Origin of the sequence: Brevibacillus sp. MER 51 (assembly GCF_023714195.1) — a bacterium.
GTDB lineage: Bacteria > Bacillota > Bacilli > Brevibacillales > Brevibacillaceae > Brevibacillus.
The window spans coordinates 332,688-351,633 of sequence record NZ_JAMAUS010000004.1 but is presented as its reverse complement, the minus strand read 5'-3'; the positions used below and the strand labels follow the sequence as shown (position 1 = coordinate 351,633).

General features: G+C 49.0%; 15 protein-coding genes. 3 read left to right on the top strand and 12 right to left on the bottom strand.

Annotated features, from left to right (window positions below; genetic code table 11):
* Positions 1–19 precede the first annotated feature (19 nt).
* From M3630_RS11360 to dpaL, 8 genes are all read right to left on the bottom strand, one after another.
* On the bottom strand, positions 20–1,360 hold the full coding sequence (locus M3630_RS11360; RefSeq protein ID WP_221868135.1) for a YjiH family protein: 1,341 nt from the start codon (positions 1,358–1,360) through the stop codon (positions 20–22).
* A gap of 72 nt (positions 1,361–1,432) precedes the next feature.
* The gene (hutI, locus tag M3630_RS11355; RefSeq protein ID WP_251252173.1) at positions 1,433–2,707 is read right to left on the bottom strand and encodes an imidazolonepropionase; all 1,275 of its coding nucleotides are present in this window, start codon (positions 2,705–2,707) and stop codon (positions 1,433–1,435) included.
* A gap of 5 nt (positions 2,708–2,712) precedes the next feature.
* The gene (gene hutU / locus M3630_RS11350; protein ID WP_251252235.1) at positions 2,713–4,383 is read right to left on the bottom strand and encodes a urocanate hydratase; all 1,671 of its coding nucleotides are present in this window, start codon (positions 4,381–4,383) and stop codon (positions 2,713–2,715) included.
* Positions 4,384–4,546: 163 nt separating this feature from the next.
* On the bottom strand, positions 4,547–6,043 hold the full coding sequence (locus M3630_RS11345) for a helix-turn-helix domain-containing protein (RefSeq protein ID WP_251252172.1): 1,497 nt from the start codon (positions 6,041–6,043) through the stop codon (positions 4,547–4,549).
* Positions 6,044–6,142: 99 nt separating this feature from the next.
* Entirely contained in the window at positions 6,143–6,700 is a 558-nt protein-coding gene (lepB, locus tag M3630_RS11340) for a signal peptidase I (protein WP_251252171.1), read from the bottom strand.
* A gap of 101 nt (positions 6,701–6,801) precedes the next feature.
* A complete protein-coding gene (locus tag M3630_RS11335) occupies positions 6,802–8,583 on the bottom strand; it encodes a sigma-54-dependent Fis family transcriptional regulator (protein WP_251252170.1) in 1,782 nt (593 codons plus the stop codon).
* A 74-nt stretch (positions 8,584–8,657) separates the two neighbouring features.
* Positions 8,658–9,818, bottom strand: coding sequence for an ArgE/DapE family deacylase (locus tag M3630_RS11330; protein WP_251252169.1), 1,161 nt, complete (start codon positions 9,816–9,818; stop codon positions 8,658–8,660).
* Positions 9,815–11,059 carry a diaminopropionate ammonia-lyase gene (gene dpaL / locus M3630_RS11325; RefSeq protein WP_221868130.1) on the bottom strand — a complete coding sequence of 415 codons (1,245 nt, stop codon included), beginning with the start codon at positions 11,057–11,059 and terminating at the stop codon, positions 9,815–9,817. The genes M3630_RS11330 and dpaL overlap by 4 nt, the downstream gene beginning before the upstream one ends.
* A 574-nt stretch (positions 11,060–11,633) precedes the next feature.
* Here dpaL and M3630_RS11320 point away from each other — a divergent pair.
* Positions 11,634–12,854, top strand: coding sequence for a leucine-rich repeat domain-containing protein (locus M3630_RS11320; RefSeq protein ID WP_251252168.1), 1,221 nt, complete (start codon positions 11,634–11,636; stop codon positions 12,852–12,854).
* Positions 12,855–12,954: 100 nt separating this feature from the next.
* Here the strand turns inward: M3630_RS11320 and M3630_RS11315 are convergent, their stop codons facing one another.
* Entirely contained in the window at positions 12,955–13,533 is a 579-nt protein-coding gene (locus M3630_RS11315) for a TMEM175 family protein (RefSeq protein WP_173610949.1), read from the bottom strand.
* 274 nt (positions 13,534–13,807) lie between these two features.
* Here M3630_RS11315 and M3630_RS11310 point away from each other — a divergent pair, with 274 nt between their 5' ends.
* Both M3630_RS11310 and M3630_RS11305 read left to right on the top strand, forming a co-directional pair.
* A complete protein-coding gene (locus M3630_RS11310) occupies positions 13,808–14,218 on the top strand; it encodes a BlaI/MecI/CopY family transcriptional regulator (protein WP_251252167.1) in 411 nt (136 codons plus the stop codon).
* 36 nt (positions 14,219–14,254) lie between these two features.
* Positions 14,255–16,513: a M56 family metallopeptidase gene (locus M3630_RS11305; RefSeq protein ID WP_251252166.1), complete on the top strand. Its 2,259-nt coding sequence runs from the start codon at positions 14,255–14,257 to the stop codon at positions 16,511–16,513.
* A gap of 143 nt (positions 16,514–16,656) precedes the next feature.
* Here the strand turns inward: M3630_RS11305 and M3630_RS11300 are convergent, their stop codons facing one another.
* From M3630_RS11300 to M3630_RS11290, 3 genes are all read right to left on the bottom strand, one after another.
* A complete protein-coding gene (locus M3630_RS11300; RefSeq protein ID WP_251252165.1) occupies positions 16,657–17,070 on the bottom strand; it encodes a VOC family protein in 414 nt (137 codons plus the stop codon).
* Positions 17,071–17,148: 78 nt separating this feature from the next.
* Positions 17,149–17,901 carry a sigma-70 family RNA polymerase sigma factor gene (locus M3630_RS11295; protein WP_251252164.1) on the bottom strand — a complete coding sequence of 251 codons (753 nt, stop codon included), beginning with the start codon at positions 17,899–17,901 and terminating at the stop codon, positions 17,149–17,151.
* Between the two features lie 133 nt (positions 17,902–18,034).
* Positions 18,035–18,892 (bottom strand): putative RNA methyltransferase, encoded by an 858-nt coding sequence (locus M3630_RS11290; protein WP_251252163.1) that lies wholly within the window; start codon positions 18,890–18,892, stop codon positions 18,035–18,037.
* Positions 18,893–18,946 lie beyond the last annotated feature (54 nt).

Genomic DNA, 18,946 nt, shown 5'->3' with positions numbered 1-18,946 from the left:
GCCCATTCTCTTTTCATGATTATGGCAGGAGCAGGAAAGCTAACGGGGTAACAAACAGCAGCGTTAAGATCGTACGCTCTACCCAAATCACCAGAAGCTTTGGAATACTAATCGGAATCTCGGTAGACAAAATGCAAGGAATCGTCGCGGAAAAGAACAGGATGGAAGAAACTGAGACAACTGCAATGACAAACTTGGTGACCAGAGGCGCTTTTACCACTAATAGTGCGGGCAAAAACATTTCGGCAATTTCGATTGCTGACGCTTTTGCAGCCAGCATCGGCTCTGGAATTTGCAAGAGCCATGTAATCGGATAAAACAAGTAACCCAGCCAGTCAAACAAAGGGGTAAATTCAGCCAGCACCAACCCGAGCAAACCGACCGACATAATGGACGGAAGAATACTCATGGTCATAATAAAGCCATCCCGCAAGTTCTCCCAAATGTTTCGTTTAAGCGGCAGTGCTTTTCCCGCCGCATCCATTGCTTCCGTCCACGCCTGGCGCAGCCGTTTTTCCTTGATTACTTTTTCAGGATCGCCGTTGTCCTGATAATACGCATCGCTCATGCTGGACAGCGGCCAAATACGCACCGTCACTGCGGTTACGAGAAACGTCACGACGAGCGACACCCAGAAGTAAAGATTCCAGTAATTCATCAAATCCAATGTTTTCGCGATGACGATCATAAATGTCGCAGAAACGGTGGAAAAGCCCGTTGCAATAATGGCTGCTTCTTTAATCGTATATTTGCCTTCTTTGAATACCCGGTTCGTGATCAAAAGACCAATCGAATAGCTTCCCACAAAGGAAGCCACCGCATCTACCGCAGAGCGGCCTGGTGTTTTCCAAATCGGGCGCATGATCGGTTGCACCAGTACCCCGATAAATTCCAAAAGGCCGTAGCCAACCAGCAACGCCAAGAACACGGAGCCGATCGGGACCACCATGCCTACGGGAATCACCAGCTTTTCAAAAAGAAATGGCCCCATATTCTTGTCCAGCAGCCATGCTGGACCCGCCTGAAAATAGATCAACAGAGCGATAGGCACACCCAGTACTTTTAGTGCAGAAAAGACGAGATTTACTTTGCTCTGCTTCCAACTGCCCGTTACAAACGGATAAATGGCCCCAAGCACAATCACAAGCAAGGCATATATCGGTATTACACCCGGCATGATTTGCCGAACCCATGTCACGATGTGATCGAGCATAATCGAGCTTGTGTCATTAACGGTAACTGGAATAAAAAAGACAAAAATACCAATGAGGCTAAAAACAAAAAACTTCCAAGCATGTGTGGTGGATACGGCTTGCTGATCAGGATGAGGTGCAAGATTGCTGTTCGAAATATTTCCCATACATGTCCCCCCATTTCATAGACAAGCCGGTCTCCCCCACTTCTATCCGTTTTTCTTTTGCTCTCTTTCGTATTACGCCAGTCTGCTCCCAGCAACGACAATTGTTCCGTTTTTGATGACCGTGTTTACGTGATTGATCCCATACCGATATTGCAAGGTCATGAAATCAGGAACGTCAAAAATCGTGACATCTGCTTTTTTCCCAACCTCAAGGCTGCCGACTTCATGCGCGCAGCGGATTGCGTGAGCGGCATTGATGGTAGCTGCTGTCAGCACCTCGGCTGGCGTCATCCCCATTTTCAGGCAACCAAGATTCATGATGAGTGGGAGCGAAACCGTTGGAGACGAGCCCGGATTGCAATCCGTTGAAATCGCGACAGCCACGCCACGATCAATCATTTTCCTGCCATTTGCTGACTCTGCCATCAGGAAAAACGCCGTACCGGGCAGTAACACAGCGATGACACCCGCTTCTGCCATCTGTTCAATCCCCTTGTCGGAGGCACGCAACAAATGATCCGCAGATACCGCCCCAACCGAAGCTGCCAGCTCTGCCCCTTCATACGGTTCGATTTCGTCCGCATGAATCTTCGGCAGCAACCCATGACGGACCCCTGCTTCGAGAATGCGTCGGGACTGCTCAGGGGTGAACACACCTCTTTCGCAAAACACATCGTTAAAAACAGCCAGCTTCCGACGAGCAACCTCCGGGATCATTTCCTCGATGACCACGTCTACAAACGCATCCGGATTTTCCTTATATTCACGCGGCACCGCATGTGCACCCATAAAGGTACTAACGATGTCGATGGGATGTGCTTCGTGCAACTGCTTGGCGACCTCGAGCTGCTTCAGCTCATCTTCCAATGTCAGGCCGTATCCGCTTTTCGCCTCGACGGTTGTGACCCCATGCAACAGAAACTGGTCAAGACGCTGCTTACTCTGGGCAAACAGCTCTTCGTGGGTGGCTGCGCGGGTCGCTGCAGTGGTCGAGTGAATACCACCGCCATTGTTCATAATCTCCATATAGGTCGCACCGTTTAGTCGCATATTAAACTCGTTTTGCCGACTGCCCGCGTGCACCAAATGTGTATGAGGATCGATCAGCCCTGGCGTGACCAGTTGGCCCGAAGCATCGATGATTTGCGCCTCATGCGCACGGTCTCGATAGTGAAGCGACAGTTCTTCATCTGTTCCCACACGCTGGATCACGCCGTCTTCCAGCCAAATGCTTCCGTCCTCGATGATCGACAACTCGTTCATTTGCGCTCCTACTACAGGGGAAGAGGAGCCGCCAGCCAGCGTGGCAAGCTGACTGGCATGGCGAATCCATACAGGTTTTGTCATGGCTCTTACTCCTTCATCATCGGAATGTGGACGCCTTTTTCCTTGGCTGTTTGAATCGCGAGGTCGTACCCTGCATCGACATGTCGGACGATGCCCATGCCTGGATCGGTCGTGAGGACACGCTCCAGACGACGTGCTGCTTCTGGTGTTCCGTCTGCCACGATGACCATTCCGGCGTGGAGGGAGTAGCCCATGCCAACGCCTCCTCCGTGGTGCACAGACACCCAGCTCGCTCCGCCTACTGCATTGATCATGGCATTGAGAATTGGCCAGTCTGCAACCGCATCGCTGCCATCCTTCATCGCTTCCGTCTCACGGTTTGGCGAAGCAACAGAACCGGAGTCCAGATGGTCACGCCCAATGACGATAGGAGCCGATAGCTCGCCGCGCGCCACCATCTCATTGATGATTTGACCAAAACGCGCACGCTCGCCATAGCCTAACCAGCATATGCGGGAAGGCAGTCCCTGGAACTGAATGCGCTCCTGTGCCATGCGAATCCAGTTGCACAGATGCGTGTTATAGGAAAACTCGCGCAGGATGACTTCGTCTGTCTTGTAAATATCCTCCGGATCGCCGGATAGCGCTACCCAACGGAACGGCCCCTTGCCCTCACAAAACTGCGGACGGATGTAGGCTGGCACAAAGCCAGGGAAACGGAACGCGTCCTCCACACCCTCGTTTTTTGCCACCTGCCTGATGTTATTGCCATAGTCGAAAGTGACTGCTCCTTTTTCCTGCATGGCGAGCATCGCGCGAACATGTTCAGCAATGCTTGCTTTTGCGCGAGTTTCGTACGCTTTCGGATCGCGCGCCCGCAGTTCAGCTGCTTCCTCCAGTGACATGCCGATGGGAATGTAGCCATTGAGTGGATCATGCGAGGAGGTCTGGTCCGTCAGCACATCCGGGATAAAGTCGCGAGCCAGCATGGCATTCAGCACTTCGGGTGCATTGCCCAACAGACCGATGGAAATGCCTTTTTTGTCGCGTTTCGCGTCTTCCGCCAAACGGATCGCTTCATCCAGACTCTCTGTCATCACATCCAGGTATTTTGTGTCCAGTCTGCGTTGGATACGAGTCGGGTCCACCTCGATATTGATGCTCACACCGCCATTGAGCGATACGGCTAACGGTTGCGCCCCACCCATGCCGCCCAAGCCTGCTGTGACGGTAATGGTTCCGGTCAGCGTTCCTTCAAAATGCTGGCGTGCCAGTTCTGCAAAAGTCTCATACGTTCCTTGTACGATGCCCTGGCTGCCAATGTAAATCCAGCTTCCCGCTGTCATTTGTCCGTACATCATCAAACCCTTTTTGTCCAGCTCGTGGAAATGCTCCCAATTCGCCCAGGCAGGCACCAGGTTCGAGTTTGCCAGCAGCACACGCGGCGCATCGGTATGCGATTTGAATACAGCAACTGGCTTGCCAGACTGGATGAGAAGTGTTTCATCGCTCTCCAACGTTTGCAATGTTTTGACAATTGCATCGAAGCATTCCCAGTTCCGCGCCGCCTTGCCAATTCCGCCGTATACGACCAGATCCTCTGTACGCTCCGCTACATCGGGATTGAGGTTGTTCAAAAGCATGCGCAGCGCGGCTTCCTGCACCCATCCCTTTGTATGTAATTGGGTACCTGAAAAGGCTTGGATCAATTGCTCAACGGATTGTGTCGTCGTCATCATTTCCACCTGCTTTTCTAAAAGGATGTACTTCTTAGCTCCATTGTAAAAAAGCAAGGAAAGACAAAAAAGGCACCGCGCTTTCGATTTGGTGCCTCTATTTTCGATTCAGTTGCAACCGCATTCATGGTTTGACGAAAAAATCTGTCTTTTCTTTCGATTTCTATCTTTTCTTCTGATTTCGTAACAAACGTGGAGTTGTCCCTGTCTTTTCCTTAAAAATTTTACTGAAATAATTGGCGTTAATGAATCCGCATCGCTCTGCTACCTCTTGAACAGACATCGATGTTTCAAGAAGCAATCGACGTGCCTCTTTTACCCGCAACGAAGTGAGTATTTGGCGAAAAGAGCTTCCTTGCTTTTGCGCGAGCAGCGTACTGAAATAGGAAGGGCTACGGTCGATATAGCGTGCAACCTCCTCCAAACGCAGTGCCGGATCGGTATAGCGGCCCTCTATATAACGAATTGCCTGTTCCACGACATCGACACGGGACTCGTCGATGGGATGGTGAGCAGCATCCAGAAGCTGATTGATGAACAGCAGCAGTTCCACTACGATCCGATACAAGATCGGCGAGTACAGAATCGTTTCGAAAACCCGGTGATACTCCTCTTCCAAAGGTCCAGAGTCAAGACCACGTGATATCATGTAGCGTCTGACTTGGGCCAAAATACTCGTCAGCCGAATACGCAACAGCCCGGGCTCTGGATAGGGCTCTTCCTTGTAAAAAAAGTGTGTATACAGCCACTGCTTCAACTCTTCCCGATTGCCTTCATCCAGCATTTCTACCCACGTGCGCTGTTCGGCGGGGGTCAAAAATGGGTCAATCATCGTCCAATTCACGCGATTGTCCACGACCGTCACTTGCCGATATCCTTTGAAAAAGCGGACTTGCAGGGCTTGGCTCGCATCCGCATAATTTTCGTTCAAGCTCCGCTCATGGTTGCTTGGGTCATACATGACCAAAAAGAGCGGCGCGTCATTGTTTGCTTCCCAGTCCATCAGCAGACGCTTGCCCATTTGGTGGAGCGTAGAAGGCGAGACCACAGCATCCATTGGAAAAACCCCCACAATGGTCTCCCCTAACGGCAAAAGAGCGGGTTTGTCGCGAAACGGATATTCTTCAAAAAAGCGCAGCAGCTCAGGATGGCGCTTCGGATCCTCCAATTGAGCCAGCATGAGCGAATAAGACTTGGCTTGAACATGCCCGGGGAAAAACAGGTCAAGATACGAGACATCCCTGTCATTGTCCGATCCTGTTCTCTTCTCTTCGTTCACTCGCTTCCGATCCAAGCGCTCCTGGCAGCATCTCGTCAGGATTCTCCTGATGTATTCCGGTGTCTGTGGCTTCAGCCATAGATCGCGGGCAAAAAGTCCAATTCCCTGCATCGCGCGCTCGAACGTGGCTTCTGATGTGGTCACCACAACGGTCGGATGATACTGCTCCACCAGGAGCTTCAGCCGATCCCACTCCCCGCGCCCGATCATGTCCAGTTCAATACAGAGCACTTCCGGTGTATGCGCTTCCATCATTTCGAAAACGTCTTCCATGGTCCCGGCACTATGCACCTTGTCATACGGAATGGCATAGCTGTTGACGAGCCATCCGATCCCAATTCGTTCGTTCTGGTCCCGATCCGCTATCAAAATGCTGGGCATAAGCCGTCCTCCTTTTTAGAGCGATCAGAAAAGTGGGACATCATTCACTATGAAACAAAGGTTGCCCATAAATGGACAACCTTTTCTCCTTCACGTCCCTTACTTCTTGAGAGGGTTTTCGATCATGGTTCCCATCACATGATCCAGCGGAATAAAGCCAATATCGCGGGAATCTGTACTGTGATTACGGTTATCTCCCATAACAAAAATATGATCGGCTGGAACCGTGATCTTTCCGTCTGCTACATATTCCATCGTTTCTTTGATATATGGTTCGTTCAATGCCTCACCGTTTCGATACACCTTGTTGTCTTTGAACTCGAGTACGTCGCCTGGTCTTCCAATGACACGTTTGACATACATCGTGTGATCATCGCCTTGGCCTGTGACCAGCGACACCAAGGGATGCCCCATGATATCGTCCATCAATGTACGGTCTCGCTCTACCCTACTGTCGATCACGACAATGTCGCCGTAATCTGGCAAATAAGAAAACGTGTGTGATAGTTTAGACACATATATGCGCTGTTCGTCTTGTAAGGTTGGGTCCATGGAATGCCCATCAACCTTGAACGGTTGAAATACAAAGATTCCGAGGACAAGAGCGAAAACGACAGCAAAAGTTATCGACCGAATCCATCCCATTACTTCTTTCATTTTCTTTTGGCACTCCTTCCTTATACCATTCTCTCTTCCTGTATCGAAACCATCATACCACATTATCCGCCCAATCCCAAAAAATCGACCGGAAGCAAAGATCAGGTGAGACCGTACTCGCGCAGTTTCCGAAACAGCGTTGCCCGGCTTATGCCTAATAGCGCAGCTGCTTCTTCTTTTCGTCCGTTCCTATCCCGTATTTGTTGCATCACGGTATCAATTGCTGCTCGTTCCAGCTCTTTCAGCGTAAGCCCTTGCTTTTGCCAGTCGAATGACCCCTGATTTTCTTTTACGAAATGTGGGGAAGATTCACGCAGCATTCCCGTTCGAATGGGCAAGCTCGCAGGCTGGACCCAAGGGCTTGCTTCCATATTGACCGCGTACTCGATTACATTTTCCAGCTCTCGGACATTTCCTCTCCAGCCGTGATGAAACAGGACGTTTTGCGTTTCCTGGGAAAAGCCGAGCAGCTTCTTCCCCGCTCGATTCGCATGCGCCAAAAGGATATCGTTCGCCAAAGGCAGTATATCCTCTCTGCGTTCTCGCAGCGAGGGCAAGTGGATGGGAATTACATGCAAACGATAGTACAGGTCCAACCGAAACAACCCCGCGTCTACTCGCTCCTGCAAATTTAGATGGGTCGCTGCAATGATCCTCGCCTTTAAGCGTATAGGCTTGCCGTTTCCTCCGATTCGGTACAGTTCCTTTTCTTGCAACACGCGCAACAGCTTGCTCTGCAGAGGCATGGGCATATCCCCGATTTCATCGAGGAACAGTGTGCCTTTTCCCGCGACCTCAAACAAGCCCGGTTTTCCACCCTTTCGCGCTCCTGTGAACGAGCCTTCCTCGTAACCGAACAATTCGCTTTCCATCAAATGCTCAGGGATTGCTGCGCAATTAATCGAAAGGAACGGCTCGTCACGACGCGGGCTTGCCTGATGAATGGCTTTGGCAAAGAGCTCCTTTCCGGTTCCACTTTCACCTTGGAGCAGGACAGTCGAATCACTTGCTGCCACACGTCTTGCCACTTCCTTTGCCTGCATAATGGCAGGACTGTTTCCACCGATCATCCGAAAAGGGTCGGGCTCCGAATATCCACTCACCTGCCTTGCGATTTGCACGACTTCCTGTACATCATCAAGCGTAATCACCCATTCTTTGACCGTTCCTGCCAGTAGAATGGGCTTGATGGCAAACAAAAAGGTCTTGTCTTCCTGCCCGATGGACAAAACGACCTGCTTTGGCGCAGATTGCTCAGCATCTGCACGGCGAATGGCATCTATCCATTCTGCCGTCTGACTGTCGTCGTGATCGAGCTGCAAATATTGACGGGCACGCTGGTTCGCTTGCATGATCCGATTGTCTTGATCGACGAGAAACATAGCCTTGTCCATTTCATCCATAACGACACGCAGCTTTTCTACCGTATGCAGCTGCTCGACGTACAAGTAATGCTCTTTTAACTTAATGGCGATCAGCTCAGCCATTTTTTGCAAATAGGTCAATATCGCATCCACATCTGCAAACAACCGCTCGCGCTGCTCCTCATCGAAAGCGAGCAAGCCGATCACACCTATATTTTCATTATCTAATTGAATCGGGCAACAAATCTCTCCCGTCTCCCTGCAATTTCCATAATGCATACAAGGACGGCACCGCTCATCCTGCCCGGGATGCATGATCACAACAGGATGCCCGGCGAGCAACGACTCCCGGTAGATATGATCCTCTCCTGCCATCGTTCGCAAAACGCCAGCCTCATTCTTCCCCGTCCCTGCGATCCGCAAAAACTGACTGTCCGCAATCTCTACTTCTACGCGCAGAACCGATGCAACAGCCGAAGCAATCTGTTGCACACTTTCTTGAATATCTCGCAAGGGCATCTGGCTTCCCCTCCCGTCAATCTCTTGCATCCATTATAACGCATCACAGGAGAAGCCAGCCCTCTATGCAATTTTTACCGGCAAAAATCGCAAATTGTCTCCACCAAGATGGCACTCATGTCTACCAAGCTATCCACCTCTACATATTCGACTGCCGCATGCAGCCCAGCTCCCACTGGTCCAAACAAAACTGTAGGGATTCCCGCTTCCTGCAACAATGCTGCGTCCGTCCAACCCGAGAATCCGCACACTTCGGGTGTTTTTCCCGTCACACTCTTACACGCTCCCTGAAGGGCTATATAAACAGGCTCATCTAACCCGACTTCAAACGGCTCCCGCAAAAATGACAGCTCGGCGCTTGCTCGGAACGTCTCATCTTCTGCGCGCAGCTTCTGGAGTAATGCTTCTATTTCATTGGCAATGTCTGCCTCTGTCTCGCCCGGCAACGTCCTTCTCTCCCAGTCGATCCGGCAATAGTTTGGATAGGTGGACAGCTCCGTTCCTCCTTGAATGAGTGATGCATGGACAGATGCCGCACCGAGAATCGGATGAGCGGGACCTTGAGCCAACCTGTCCGAGAGGCGCTCCAGCTCTTGCAGGACTCTGCCCGCCCGAACGATTGCATCAATCCCTTCTGATGGACGGCTTCCGTGAGCTGCCTTGCCCAGCACCTCGCATTTGACCCAGGCAAAACCTCTGTGTACGACACCAATCGCCAGATCGGAAGGCTCGCAGCATATCGCTGCATCTGCTTTGTACGCCTTTACCAACTCCTCCGTGCCGATGCTTTTATACTCCTCGTCAGCGACAAAAGTCAAAATGACATCTCCTGCCAATGGAACCTTTGCTCGTGCGATCGCCTCTACTGCGGCAATCATGGCCCCTAGACTGCCCTTCATGTCCTGACTGCCTCTGCCGAAAATTTTGTTGTCCACAAGGGTAGGCTCAAACGGCGGAATTTCCATGCGCTTGGCGCTTACCGTATCCATATGTCCATTTAGCATCAAGGATTTGCCGCCGCCCGTTCCCCGTAGGATCCCGACGACATTGACCGCTGTGTCGCTAATAGGCGTGACGTGAACCTCCAGTCCAGCTGCCTCCAAACGCTCTCGAATAAAAGCGGCGATCGCTTTTTCGCCTGGGCCATCCTCGTCCAGGTATGGATTCACCGAATCAATGCGTATCAAATCCTGTACGAATGAAATCAGTTCCTCTCGATTGATCGTCACGTTCATTTTGTCAGACCCTCCTCTTCCCGGCATGCGCCCTCCCAGATGATGCGTTTGTAGATATCCCGATCCGTGTCACCCTCCGTACTAAAGCACAAAACAACGGAATTTTCATCTAAGCCGAGCTGCTCACGCTGCTGATGATACATTGGCTTGCTCATCAAGGCAGCGAGTAGCCCTACCCCGACTGCTCCACTTTCCCCGCTTACGATAGAAGGGTCGGTTCCAATCGGTGCCGCAAGTATACGCATGCCGTTTGCAGCCACATAATCGGCACAGCTAACGAAGAAGTCCGCATGCTCCTGCAAGATCTCCCATGCCATCGGATTCGGCTCGCCACATGCCAGACCTGCCATGATGGTTCCTAGCTCTCCCGTAGCAGTATGTGGTTGTCCGTCGTTCTCTTCTGCTGAGAGGACCATGCAATTGGCGCTATGTGGCTCTACAATCACGGTTGTCAGGTCTTTGTTTACTTGCGCCGCTACGAAATGTCCCAAGACTGCGGCAGCCATGGAACCGACACCTGCCTGCAAGAAGAGATGCGTCGGCTGTTTGGCGTCAGTAAGGGCTGAGAGTTGTTCCATAGCCTCTGCTGCCATCGTCGTATAGCCCTGCATAATCCACATGGGAATAGTCGTGTAGCCTTCCCATGCTGTATCTTGAATCACTTGCCAACCACGTTCTTTGGCCATTTGTTCTGAGAGTCGCACGGCTTCATCATAGTTTCCATGGATCACGTGAGCTTCTGCGCCGGCCTCGCGTATCGCATCTACCCGTTGCTGGGTGGAGCCTTTGGGCAAATAAACAACGGCATGTTGTCCGAGCGCCTTCGCAGCCCATGCAACGGCCCGTCCGTGATTGCCATCTGTTGCAGTGACGAAGGTGACTTCTCCAATTCGCTCTTTCACTTCTTGGGAGCACAGTGCTTCAAAAGTCATGTCTTCTGTCGATTTCCCCAGCTTCTCGCACAAAAAACGCGCCATCGCGTAAGAAGCTCCCAGGACCTTAAAAGCATTGAGACCAAATCGCTTGGACTCATCTTTTACAAGTACCTGTCCTACCCCCAGCTCACGTGCCAGTGCAGGCAATGTAACAAGGGGAGTTGGCTCGTAGTTTGCGAGAGATTGGTGAAAAGCTTTGGCAAAACGGGATTCTATTGTGGTCAAATAGGTAGGAACGCGAGAACTCTCCCTATTTTTTCTCTTATTCTTTACGACGTAGATTGGTGGCAGATTACGTTTATCCATTTGATGTGTACCTCCTCCGTTGGTTTCATCCAGAATGATAGAGCAAGGATCGTGCCAACGGTGGGAGGCGTGGGTGGCTTATTGTTTTGGTGGGAATCGTATCATAATGAGATTAAATTGTATCATTTTGATACTTTCAGTCTTTTTTTGAGACTTTTTATCCCGACTGCTGTGTTTGGAGGAAACAGAAGAAAACGCTCCAGCTTCTTGGGTCACCAGGCTCTTCGCTTATTTCTCCTGTTTCCTTGCGAGCGGATGTAGTTTCAAGTGGCTTTTAAAGATTAAGAATCATTGGACAGCTTCGCAGTGATTTGCGGGCAACAGAAATGCAACGTGCCCACGCTACGAAGCGGCTACCACTTTTGCATTTCCCCGCAAATCGCTGCGGAGCGGACAGTCCCCACTTCCCAGCAGGACGTAGCCCGGAGCGTAGACTGGAAATATTCTTCTCTCCACTACAGCAACTACAAAATCAACTTGGCTTTCTATGCTATATTTTTATTAAGCTCCAAGGTATTGAGATGTATTGATACATAGCGCAGAAGTCAGGAGTTAAGAAGGAAGGATGAAGGAAATGACAAATCATAAGCAAGTTCGTTCTCCTGCTGGTTCTATAAGAGAAGATGGTCGATATCCCATCGACCTGACTGGCCCTCACAGCCATACACTTGTTATCAAGCCTGGCGTAGGCAGTCTCTCCATTGGACCCTCACAATTGGGCAATAAGGCAGATTTGCACGTAGATCCCTATGCCCCCATCAATTGGAACATATTCGATTCCTTTGCCACACCAGCTGGCTCTCCCTGGCCGCGGTTTCTGTACTACACAGGTAGCGACGCGGGCTTCTTCAACTGGGCCAAAGAACGCCCCATTGAAGAAATGACATGGGTTCCGATCCTGTCAAAAGACATGGTCGTTGACGCCAGCCAATCCAAATTGCACAGCTTGCATATCGAACTGGACCAGTTTGAAAGCTGTTTGCATTTGAAACTCCCGAAACGCCAAGTCTCTGAATATTTCCGTCTGAGTGTGGCTGGAGATCTATCACGCTTCTCTGTCAATGGCGACATGCCATACTCCCTGACACTCAAGCCGCGAACCAGCCGCCGCAAGAATCATGCCCCCGTCTTGCTACCCGATCTGGGCGAGCTGCACCAGGTCACGAGCCTGACACTTCGAAACGAACCGCTGGCGCAGCCTGTCTCGCTGACGTGTTTAGAGAGATTTCAAAATCTTACATCATTGAGCTTGTGGGGCAATTTCTGCGACTTGGAGCTGTTAGCTCGTCAGACGCAGTTAACAAATTTGGAGCTCCGCTTCATGCCTGATCTAGGTGACCTGCCGCCATTAAATGTGTGGCCGTTGCTTGACAGATTTATCGCCTTTAACGTGGAAGAGATTACAGGCAAGCGACTGAGGCAGCAAATGAAAGCCCGAGCCAACACCCGCCCATGGACTGGCCACGCTTCCGTGAGCCAATTACGGAAGCCCGAGTGGTGGACGACCGAGTTTGGCCGCCCATTTTCGTCCTGGCCGAAACGTCTGGCCAAGCTGGCTAATGAAGCCTATGACGTTGCACAAGCGACCTTGGCGCAAGCCCGCAGCCTTGCTGATGCGGAGGCAGCCATTACGGCCTTTACAGTGCGTTTCAACACCCTCAAAGGTATCGAAACCATCGAACGAGATGACCTGGGTGAAGCTGTCTGGCAACTAAGCCAGTCTGACCACCAAATCGGCCAGCCTATTACGGAGGAAATGGCTCAACGCTGGTTCGACGCCGCACGCGATTACTGATAAAAGTGAAGCAATGTTACTAACAAGGTTTAAGGCCATCCTTTGCGGGAACCTATTTTTGAAAAAAAGCCTCCGGTTTGGAGGCTTTGCTTAGGCACAATTATTCGCTTCTCAAGATATGCTCGATTCGCTTTTCCGGCACGACCCAGATCACAGCAACGAGTACATAAAAGAAACCGGAAACCCATGGACCCACATACGCGGTCAATATTGCGAGCAAGTAGAGAAAAGGAGATACTTTCACCTTCCAGTCTCGGCCCATTGACTTTACGAATACGGAATCGCCAGAATGCTGGCTAATAATTGCGAGCTGGAGAAACCTGTAAGAAGTAGCTGCAAGCAGAAGAACGATCCCGTACAATGCCATCGGGGCGGGAGCAAAATGACTTTCCCCCATCCAGGCGGTCGTGAAGGGAATAAGGGATAGCCAGAAAAGCAATATCAAGTTGAGCCACATTAGCCGCCCGTTCATTGTTCGAATCATGTGCAGCAGATGGTGATGGTTGTTCCAGTAGATGCCGACATAAACAAAACTGAAGATGTAGCTAAGCACTTTTGGTCCTAATTCAATTAACGAATACCAGTCTTGGCCTTCCGGTACTTTGAATTCTAGCACCATGATCGTAATGATAATCGCCAGTACGCCATCGCTGAACGCTTCCATCCGGTTTGCTCTCATTTGGTGATCACCTGTTTCCTCTTTACGTAATTTGTTGATTGATAGATATTTGTAGTTATTCTATATGTTCTGCATAATGTCAAGCACAATTGTTGCGAACATTCCCTTGCGTTTCTGGCCGAATTGAACCGCAGCTGAGCCATGCGTATGTAAATAACAACCTGTGGTTATGAATGGAAAATATTTCTTGACACGCTTTATTTACGTTTGTAATATTAACCCGACAGATTATATTTACATCTGTAAATCAAAAGATGGATTAGGAGGTGAGTACATGCACAATCTCCCGAAAATTTCTGAAGCAGAGTGGGAAATCATGAAGATTATTTGGAAGAACAACCCTATAAACGCCGAGAATATCGCACTCCTCTTGCCTGATGAAATCGAGTGGACCGATCAAACCGTTCGTACCTTTATCAACAGACTTTTGAAGAAAAAGGTGATCGGTTTTGAAAAAGCAGGAAGAAGTTATAAGTACTTTCCATTGATTTCCGAAAAAGAATGCATCAAGGCAGAGAGCCAGTCGTTTTTGAAAAGAGTCTTTAGCGGGGCGGCAGACATGATGATGACCAATTTTTTAGAAGACGTCAAGTTGTCCCAGAAGGATATCGAGCATCTCCAAAAGATTCTGAATGAAAAGCAGAAAGACAAGGACAGAAGAGGCGATGACAGATGTGAAGAATGACAAAGCAGCAGAACTCACTGTAAAGAGGTAGAAAGCATGGATATGCTATGCGATATTTTTTTATGGGTTTTTGATGCCACCATTGGAGCTAGCCTCGTCGCTTTGATGGTGATAGCCATCAAGAAAATCTTTCATCACCGAATAAGTGCTCGACTTCACCACGCACTTTGGCTGATTGTGTTAATACGGCTTCTGTTCCCTTTTCTCCCTAACAGTCCGGTAAGCATCTTCAATATCTGGCAAGTAGGCGTAGACAGCATAAAAAATGCTGTTTCCCCTCACTCCCCTGTTGCGAATGACGCGTCACAAAAAGAGATAGAGCAAAACAGCAAACAAACAAACTCACCTCAAAATAATAAGACAAACCAGCCAGAAAATCAAAAACTTCTGGATCCCTCCCTATCCCACCAAATCAAAATCGATCCAGACCCTGTCGAGAACAATCACATCCTTGGCGTAAAAATAGCAGCCATCGTTTGGCTTGTGGGATGTTTTTCACTGCTTGGATTTATGTGTGCCTACATGTTGCGAACCAGAAGCAGAATGAGCAGCCTCAAGATCGAAACCGACCCGCAAGTCATTTCCATCCTAGATGATTGCCGAAAAAGATTTGGCATCACCAAACCAATCCCTATCTATTCAGGAAGCTATAGAAAAAGTCCGCATATCTCCGGGGTGATCCATCCATGGATTTACTGTCCCGAAGAGATATGCAAGGAATCGAACGCCTCTGCGCTTACCCACGTCTTCTCCCACGAGCTTGCCCACTACAAAAGAAAAGACATCGCGTGGAATCTGCTGAGTCTACTTGCTCTGGCCATTCACTGGATGAACCCTTTTGTTTGGTTGTGTGTAAAACAGATGAAAGCCGACCGGGAGCTTGCGTGTGACGCCTATGTGTTGAACGTTCTGGGTGAAGATGAGTCTGTGCCCTACGGGATGACGATTATTCAATTTTTGCAGCGTTTTTCTGCCAACCGCCAGCAGCTTCACTTGCTTCACTTTAACGAAGCAAATAACAAGAATCAAATGATAAGGAGAATTCAGATGATAAAAAGCTTTAAAGCAGGATCTTACAAGCTTTCGGTTGCTACCGTTTTGTGTGTAGCTTTGATGAGTTCGGTGACCCTTACGAATGCCGCGGTGAAGGTGGAGAGCACGGCCAAGCCAGTCGCCTCCGATAAAGCTAATGCAGGGCAAGAGGCTAGATTTTTATTTGACTCGGATGAGCGAACATACGACCGATTGTCAAAAGGAATACAGACAACTGGTTTTGATTTTAAAGTTCCTGATGTGCTTGCTATGGACTATGAGTTTAGCGGGATGTATATCGATCAGAAAAAGTTGCGTACCAATAAAGAAACGCACGTTCAGATTGAATTTAGAAAAAGAGGTCCATCATCCAAATATGTGCGTTTTTCTGCAAGGAGCGGACTAAAAGAATTGGAGGCGGCTTACAAAATAATCGTAGATGAACAAAAAAAGGGATATGGGGAACAAAAAATAGAGAAGCAAAATTTAAATGTCCAAGGGATAGATGTAATGAAAGTGACTTTTAATAGCGAACCCTCCGGTGAAGAAAACAACATTAACTACGTTTACTATCTATGGCAAGATAACGGAATACAGTATAACATTAGTAGTTTCGCTAGCGATCCTCAAGAAGACATTGCGAAAATGATCTCGAATGTGAAATATCCGGATCAAGCGATGAAAGAACGTTATGTAGGCAATTCCAGTTACGTCATGGGCTTATATGATACGGAAGATGTACAGCACGGCTCAAAAGCTATAGGGTTTACTCCTAAATTTCCTTTGGAGCTGCCGGGACAGTTCAAAGGTACAGCAGCAGATATAAGCTCAAAAGTAAATTTCAGCATGCCGGCAAATGAGGAAGATTATAAGACTACGTACCTTGGGATTTACTACGATGTTGCTGAGAAAAACGAAAGATTGAGCGGAGAAAATAGAATCTCATTTGATCAAATCAAAGACACAAAAATATACGAAGATATGAAAAAGGATGGAAATGTAGCATTTCACCTCGGTATGGATGATAAGCACATAGTTAAGGTAAACATGCTGAAAATCGCTGGAAATGAAGTGTTCAAAACGGCGAAATACAAGCGTTTTGGAGAGGCGAGCAAACCAGAGGATCCAACTCTCATCTCCTATTTCTGGAGAGAAAATGACGTTTGTTTCAAAGTCACGTTTACGGACGAAGTACCCAATGAGGAGGAGATTGTTTCCTACCTGATGAGCCAAAAAACGGTGGACTTTCAGAACTTGAAGTAGTAAGGACGTACTAGTACTGTGCGGTAGAAGGGAAGATGGTTTAGATGCCACCCCAGAAGCAAGCCTAGTTGTTCTGGGAGTGGCATCCTTCAAAAAGTACGGTTGTTAACGGGGGAATCAAAACGCTTAAGAGCTACCATTTTCTATGCGTTTCTCTCTTCATCCTCAGCAGAAGGCCAGCCACCCCATAGGTGGTTCAAATGCCCATCTGGATCACGAAATCGAAAGCTGTAGCCTCCGCCTCGCTTATACGTCATTTCACTTACTTCGATTCCTTTGCTTTTCAACTCCTCATAAACCTCATGGATTTGGTCTACCTGCAAGGAGATGATCGGCTGGGCTTGTCCGGCCATATCGGTAAAGTCCAATCGCGGAACCTCCGGGCAACGAATGAGTCCGAGACCTACTCCGCCTACGTTCAACCAAGCCTCATTGTCTCCAGGTGAATATTCAAACGTGAACGGAATACCGAGCACATCGCGATACCACTTTATGGATACCTCCAAGTTTTTGACTGGCAGCTGTACAACCGCAAAATTACGCACATGAGTACTCATTTGTGTTCGCTCCTTTTTTTCAAATATGTATTTTCACCCTCATGAACGAAAGAAAAGAACAAAAAGAAACGGGTACTTCTACCATTTCTGAAAAAAATGCAGCAAATGTCCATCCGGGTCACGAACCGCAAAGAAAAGGCGATCGCCTGCTACCGAAACCTTTTCCACGCTCACGCCCAGTTTTGCGAGGCGCAGGTACGTTTGACAAATTGCGTAGGCATCCCCTGCACGAAAGGCAGACAAAAATTGCTCGAACCCTTCTTTTGATACAAAACCGGACGAATCATGACGTCCAGCTTTGGCGAATTTCTTTTTGTGGGATGGGCTTTCTCCCTGTCTGGATTGCTCTGCCAACACGAACAAGCGCTGGCGTGCCCTCTTCACTCCTTCCTTCACTGCCCCTACGGTCGTATGGAGCAATGTGGCTGTTTCCTGCGCCGTAAACGAAAAAATGTCCATCATGAGAATCAGCACCATCTGCCTGGCATTTAGTCGATCCGCCAGTTGCTCGAACATCTCTCTCTGCACAAACGCATCAGATACACTGGACTGATGCAGATAGATCGCTTCATCAAACAAGGCGGGATGCTCATTCGCCTTTACTTTCCTGCAATGATCGATCCAAGCATTCGTAGCAATTTGCTTCAAAAATGCCTTGGTTAGTTCTCTGTCTGGAGTCTTCTGCAAGGAACGATACACCTTCGTCAATGTTTCCTGGAAAAGATCCTGCGCATCCCACTCGTTTTTCGTGAGGGACAAGCAATGCTTTTGGATATCCGCAAGGAAAGGTTTTACGCGCAAAAAGGAAGCCTTATCCTGATCAGCCCCCATACTATCCCTCCGAAACTTTTCTGAGTATTCATGCTTATTTTCAAAAAAATAAAGAACGCTGTCAACAACGACCATCTACAAATAGGAAAGCGACTGTCCCAACGGATTTTTCCCGCTCAGGACAGTCGCTGCTTTATTTCCTGCCAATCAATACAAGTAAGTCTATCGTCATATCCACTCCTGCCAAGTCAGACACTCGCTCCAATTGCTCAGGTGTCGCTCCCCACGCCAACGGAGTCATCTGAAGCAGGGACACAAGACGCTCTTCCTCCAGTCGGAACTGATACTGAACCCGTTCCTTACCAATTAGCTGGAAGCTGGTTTTGAAGTGCTCGATCGTACGAGTATTCTTATATTGTGTTTTGGGAGTCTCTTGATACAAGGCTTCTCGTAGCTCTCGCAAATAGTTGGCCTCCGGAATGACTTTGATCATCCGTCCATCATCAGCGAGGAGTCTATGAAACTCATCCGAATTGGATGGAGATAATAGATTCAAAATGCATGAAAACTGTCTGTCGACAAACGGCGCCTTCGTCAAATCGCCAACGCACCAAACTACTTCTGGATCGCTCTTCGCCGCGAGCATAACCCCCTCTTTGGCGAGATCGACACCCACTCCGACAAATGGGACTTTGCTTGTTTGCATCACTTTCTGCCGAACCTGCGTCAGATGATAGCCTTCGCCGCATCCTGCATCCAGCACGTACATCTGGCTTTCCTCAGCGTCTGTCCTCTGCAGGATGACTTCGCTCAATACGTCATACAATGGATCAAAGAAGCCTTGCTCCATGATCGCCCTTCTCGCTGCAAACAATTGCTTGTCATACTTTGTTTTGTAGGTTCGCGTAGCCAAGTGAACATAGCCGTGCTTGGATAAATCAAAGCAATGATGATTGTTGCATACCAAGCTGGTGGCAGGTACATTGCGCATAGCTGCCTGGCAAATTGGACAACGAAAAATCCCCACATGCTGGGAGATAGCTGTAGACATCAAAAAAAGCACCCCATTCATTCGTATTTCGGTGAATGAAAAAAGGCACAGTCA

What these genes read in the sequence shown, in the direction of transcription:
- M3630_RS11360 (WP_221868135.1), bottom strand. Translation starts at nt 1,360, where the DNA reads ATGGGAAATATTTCGAACAGCAATCTTGCACCTCATCCTGATCAGCAA.
- hutI (WP_251252173.1), bottom strand. Translation starts at nt 2,707, where the DNA reads ATGACAAAACCTGTATGGATTCGCCATGCCAGTCAGCTTGCCACGCTG.
- hutU (WP_251252235.1), bottom strand. Translation starts at nt 4,383, where the DNA reads ATGACGACGACACAATCCGTTGAGCAATTGATCCAAGCCTTTTCAGGT.
- M3630_RS11345 (WP_251252172.1), bottom strand. Translation starts at nt 6,043, where the DNA reads ATGCCCAGCATTTTGATAGCGGATCGGGACCAGAACGAACGAATTGGG.
- lepB (WP_251252171.1), bottom strand. Translation starts at nt 6,700, where the DNA reads ATGAAAGAAGTAATGGGATGGATTCGGTCGATAACTTTTGCTGTCGTT.
- M3630_RS11335 (WP_251252170.1), bottom strand. Translation starts at nt 8,583, where the DNA reads ATGCCCTTGCGAGATATTCAAGAAAGTGTGCAACAGATTGCTTCGGCT.
- M3630_RS11330 (WP_251252169.1), bottom strand. Translation starts at nt 9,818, where the DNA reads ATGAACGTGACGATCAATCGAGAGGAACTGATTTCATTCGTACAGGAT.
- dpaL (WP_221868130.1), bottom strand. Translation starts at nt 11,059, where the DNA reads ATGGATAAACGTAATCTGCCACCAATCTACGTCGTAAAGAATAAGAGA.
- M3630_RS11320 (WP_251252168.1), top strand. Translation starts at nt 11,634, where the DNA reads ATGACAAATCATAAGCAAGTTCGTTCTCCTGCTGGTTCTATAAGAGAA.
- M3630_RS11315 (WP_173610949.1), bottom strand. Translation starts at nt 13,533, where the DNA reads ATGAGAGCAAACCGGATGGAAGCGTTCAGCGATGGCGTACTGGCGATT.
- M3630_RS11310 (WP_251252167.1), top strand. Translation starts at nt 13,808, where the DNA reads ATGCACAATCTCCCGAAAATTTCTGAAGCAGAGTGGGAAATCATGAAG.
- M3630_RS11305 (WP_251252166.1), top strand. Translation starts at nt 14,255, where the DNA reads ATGGATATGCTATGCGATATTTTTTTATGGGTTTTTGATGCCACCATT.
- M3630_RS11300 (WP_251252165.1), bottom strand. Translation starts at nt 17,070, where the DNA reads ATGAGTACTCATGTGCGTAATTTTGCGGTTGTACAGCTGCCAGTCAAA.
- M3630_RS11295 (WP_251252164.1), bottom strand. Translation starts at nt 17,901, where the DNA reads ATGGGGGCTGATCAGGATAAGGCTTCCTTTTTGCGCGTAAAACCTTTC.
- M3630_RS11290 (WP_251252163.1), bottom strand. Translation starts at nt 18,892, where the DNA reads ATGTCTACAGCTATCTCCCAGCATGTGGGGATTTTTCGTTGTCCAATT.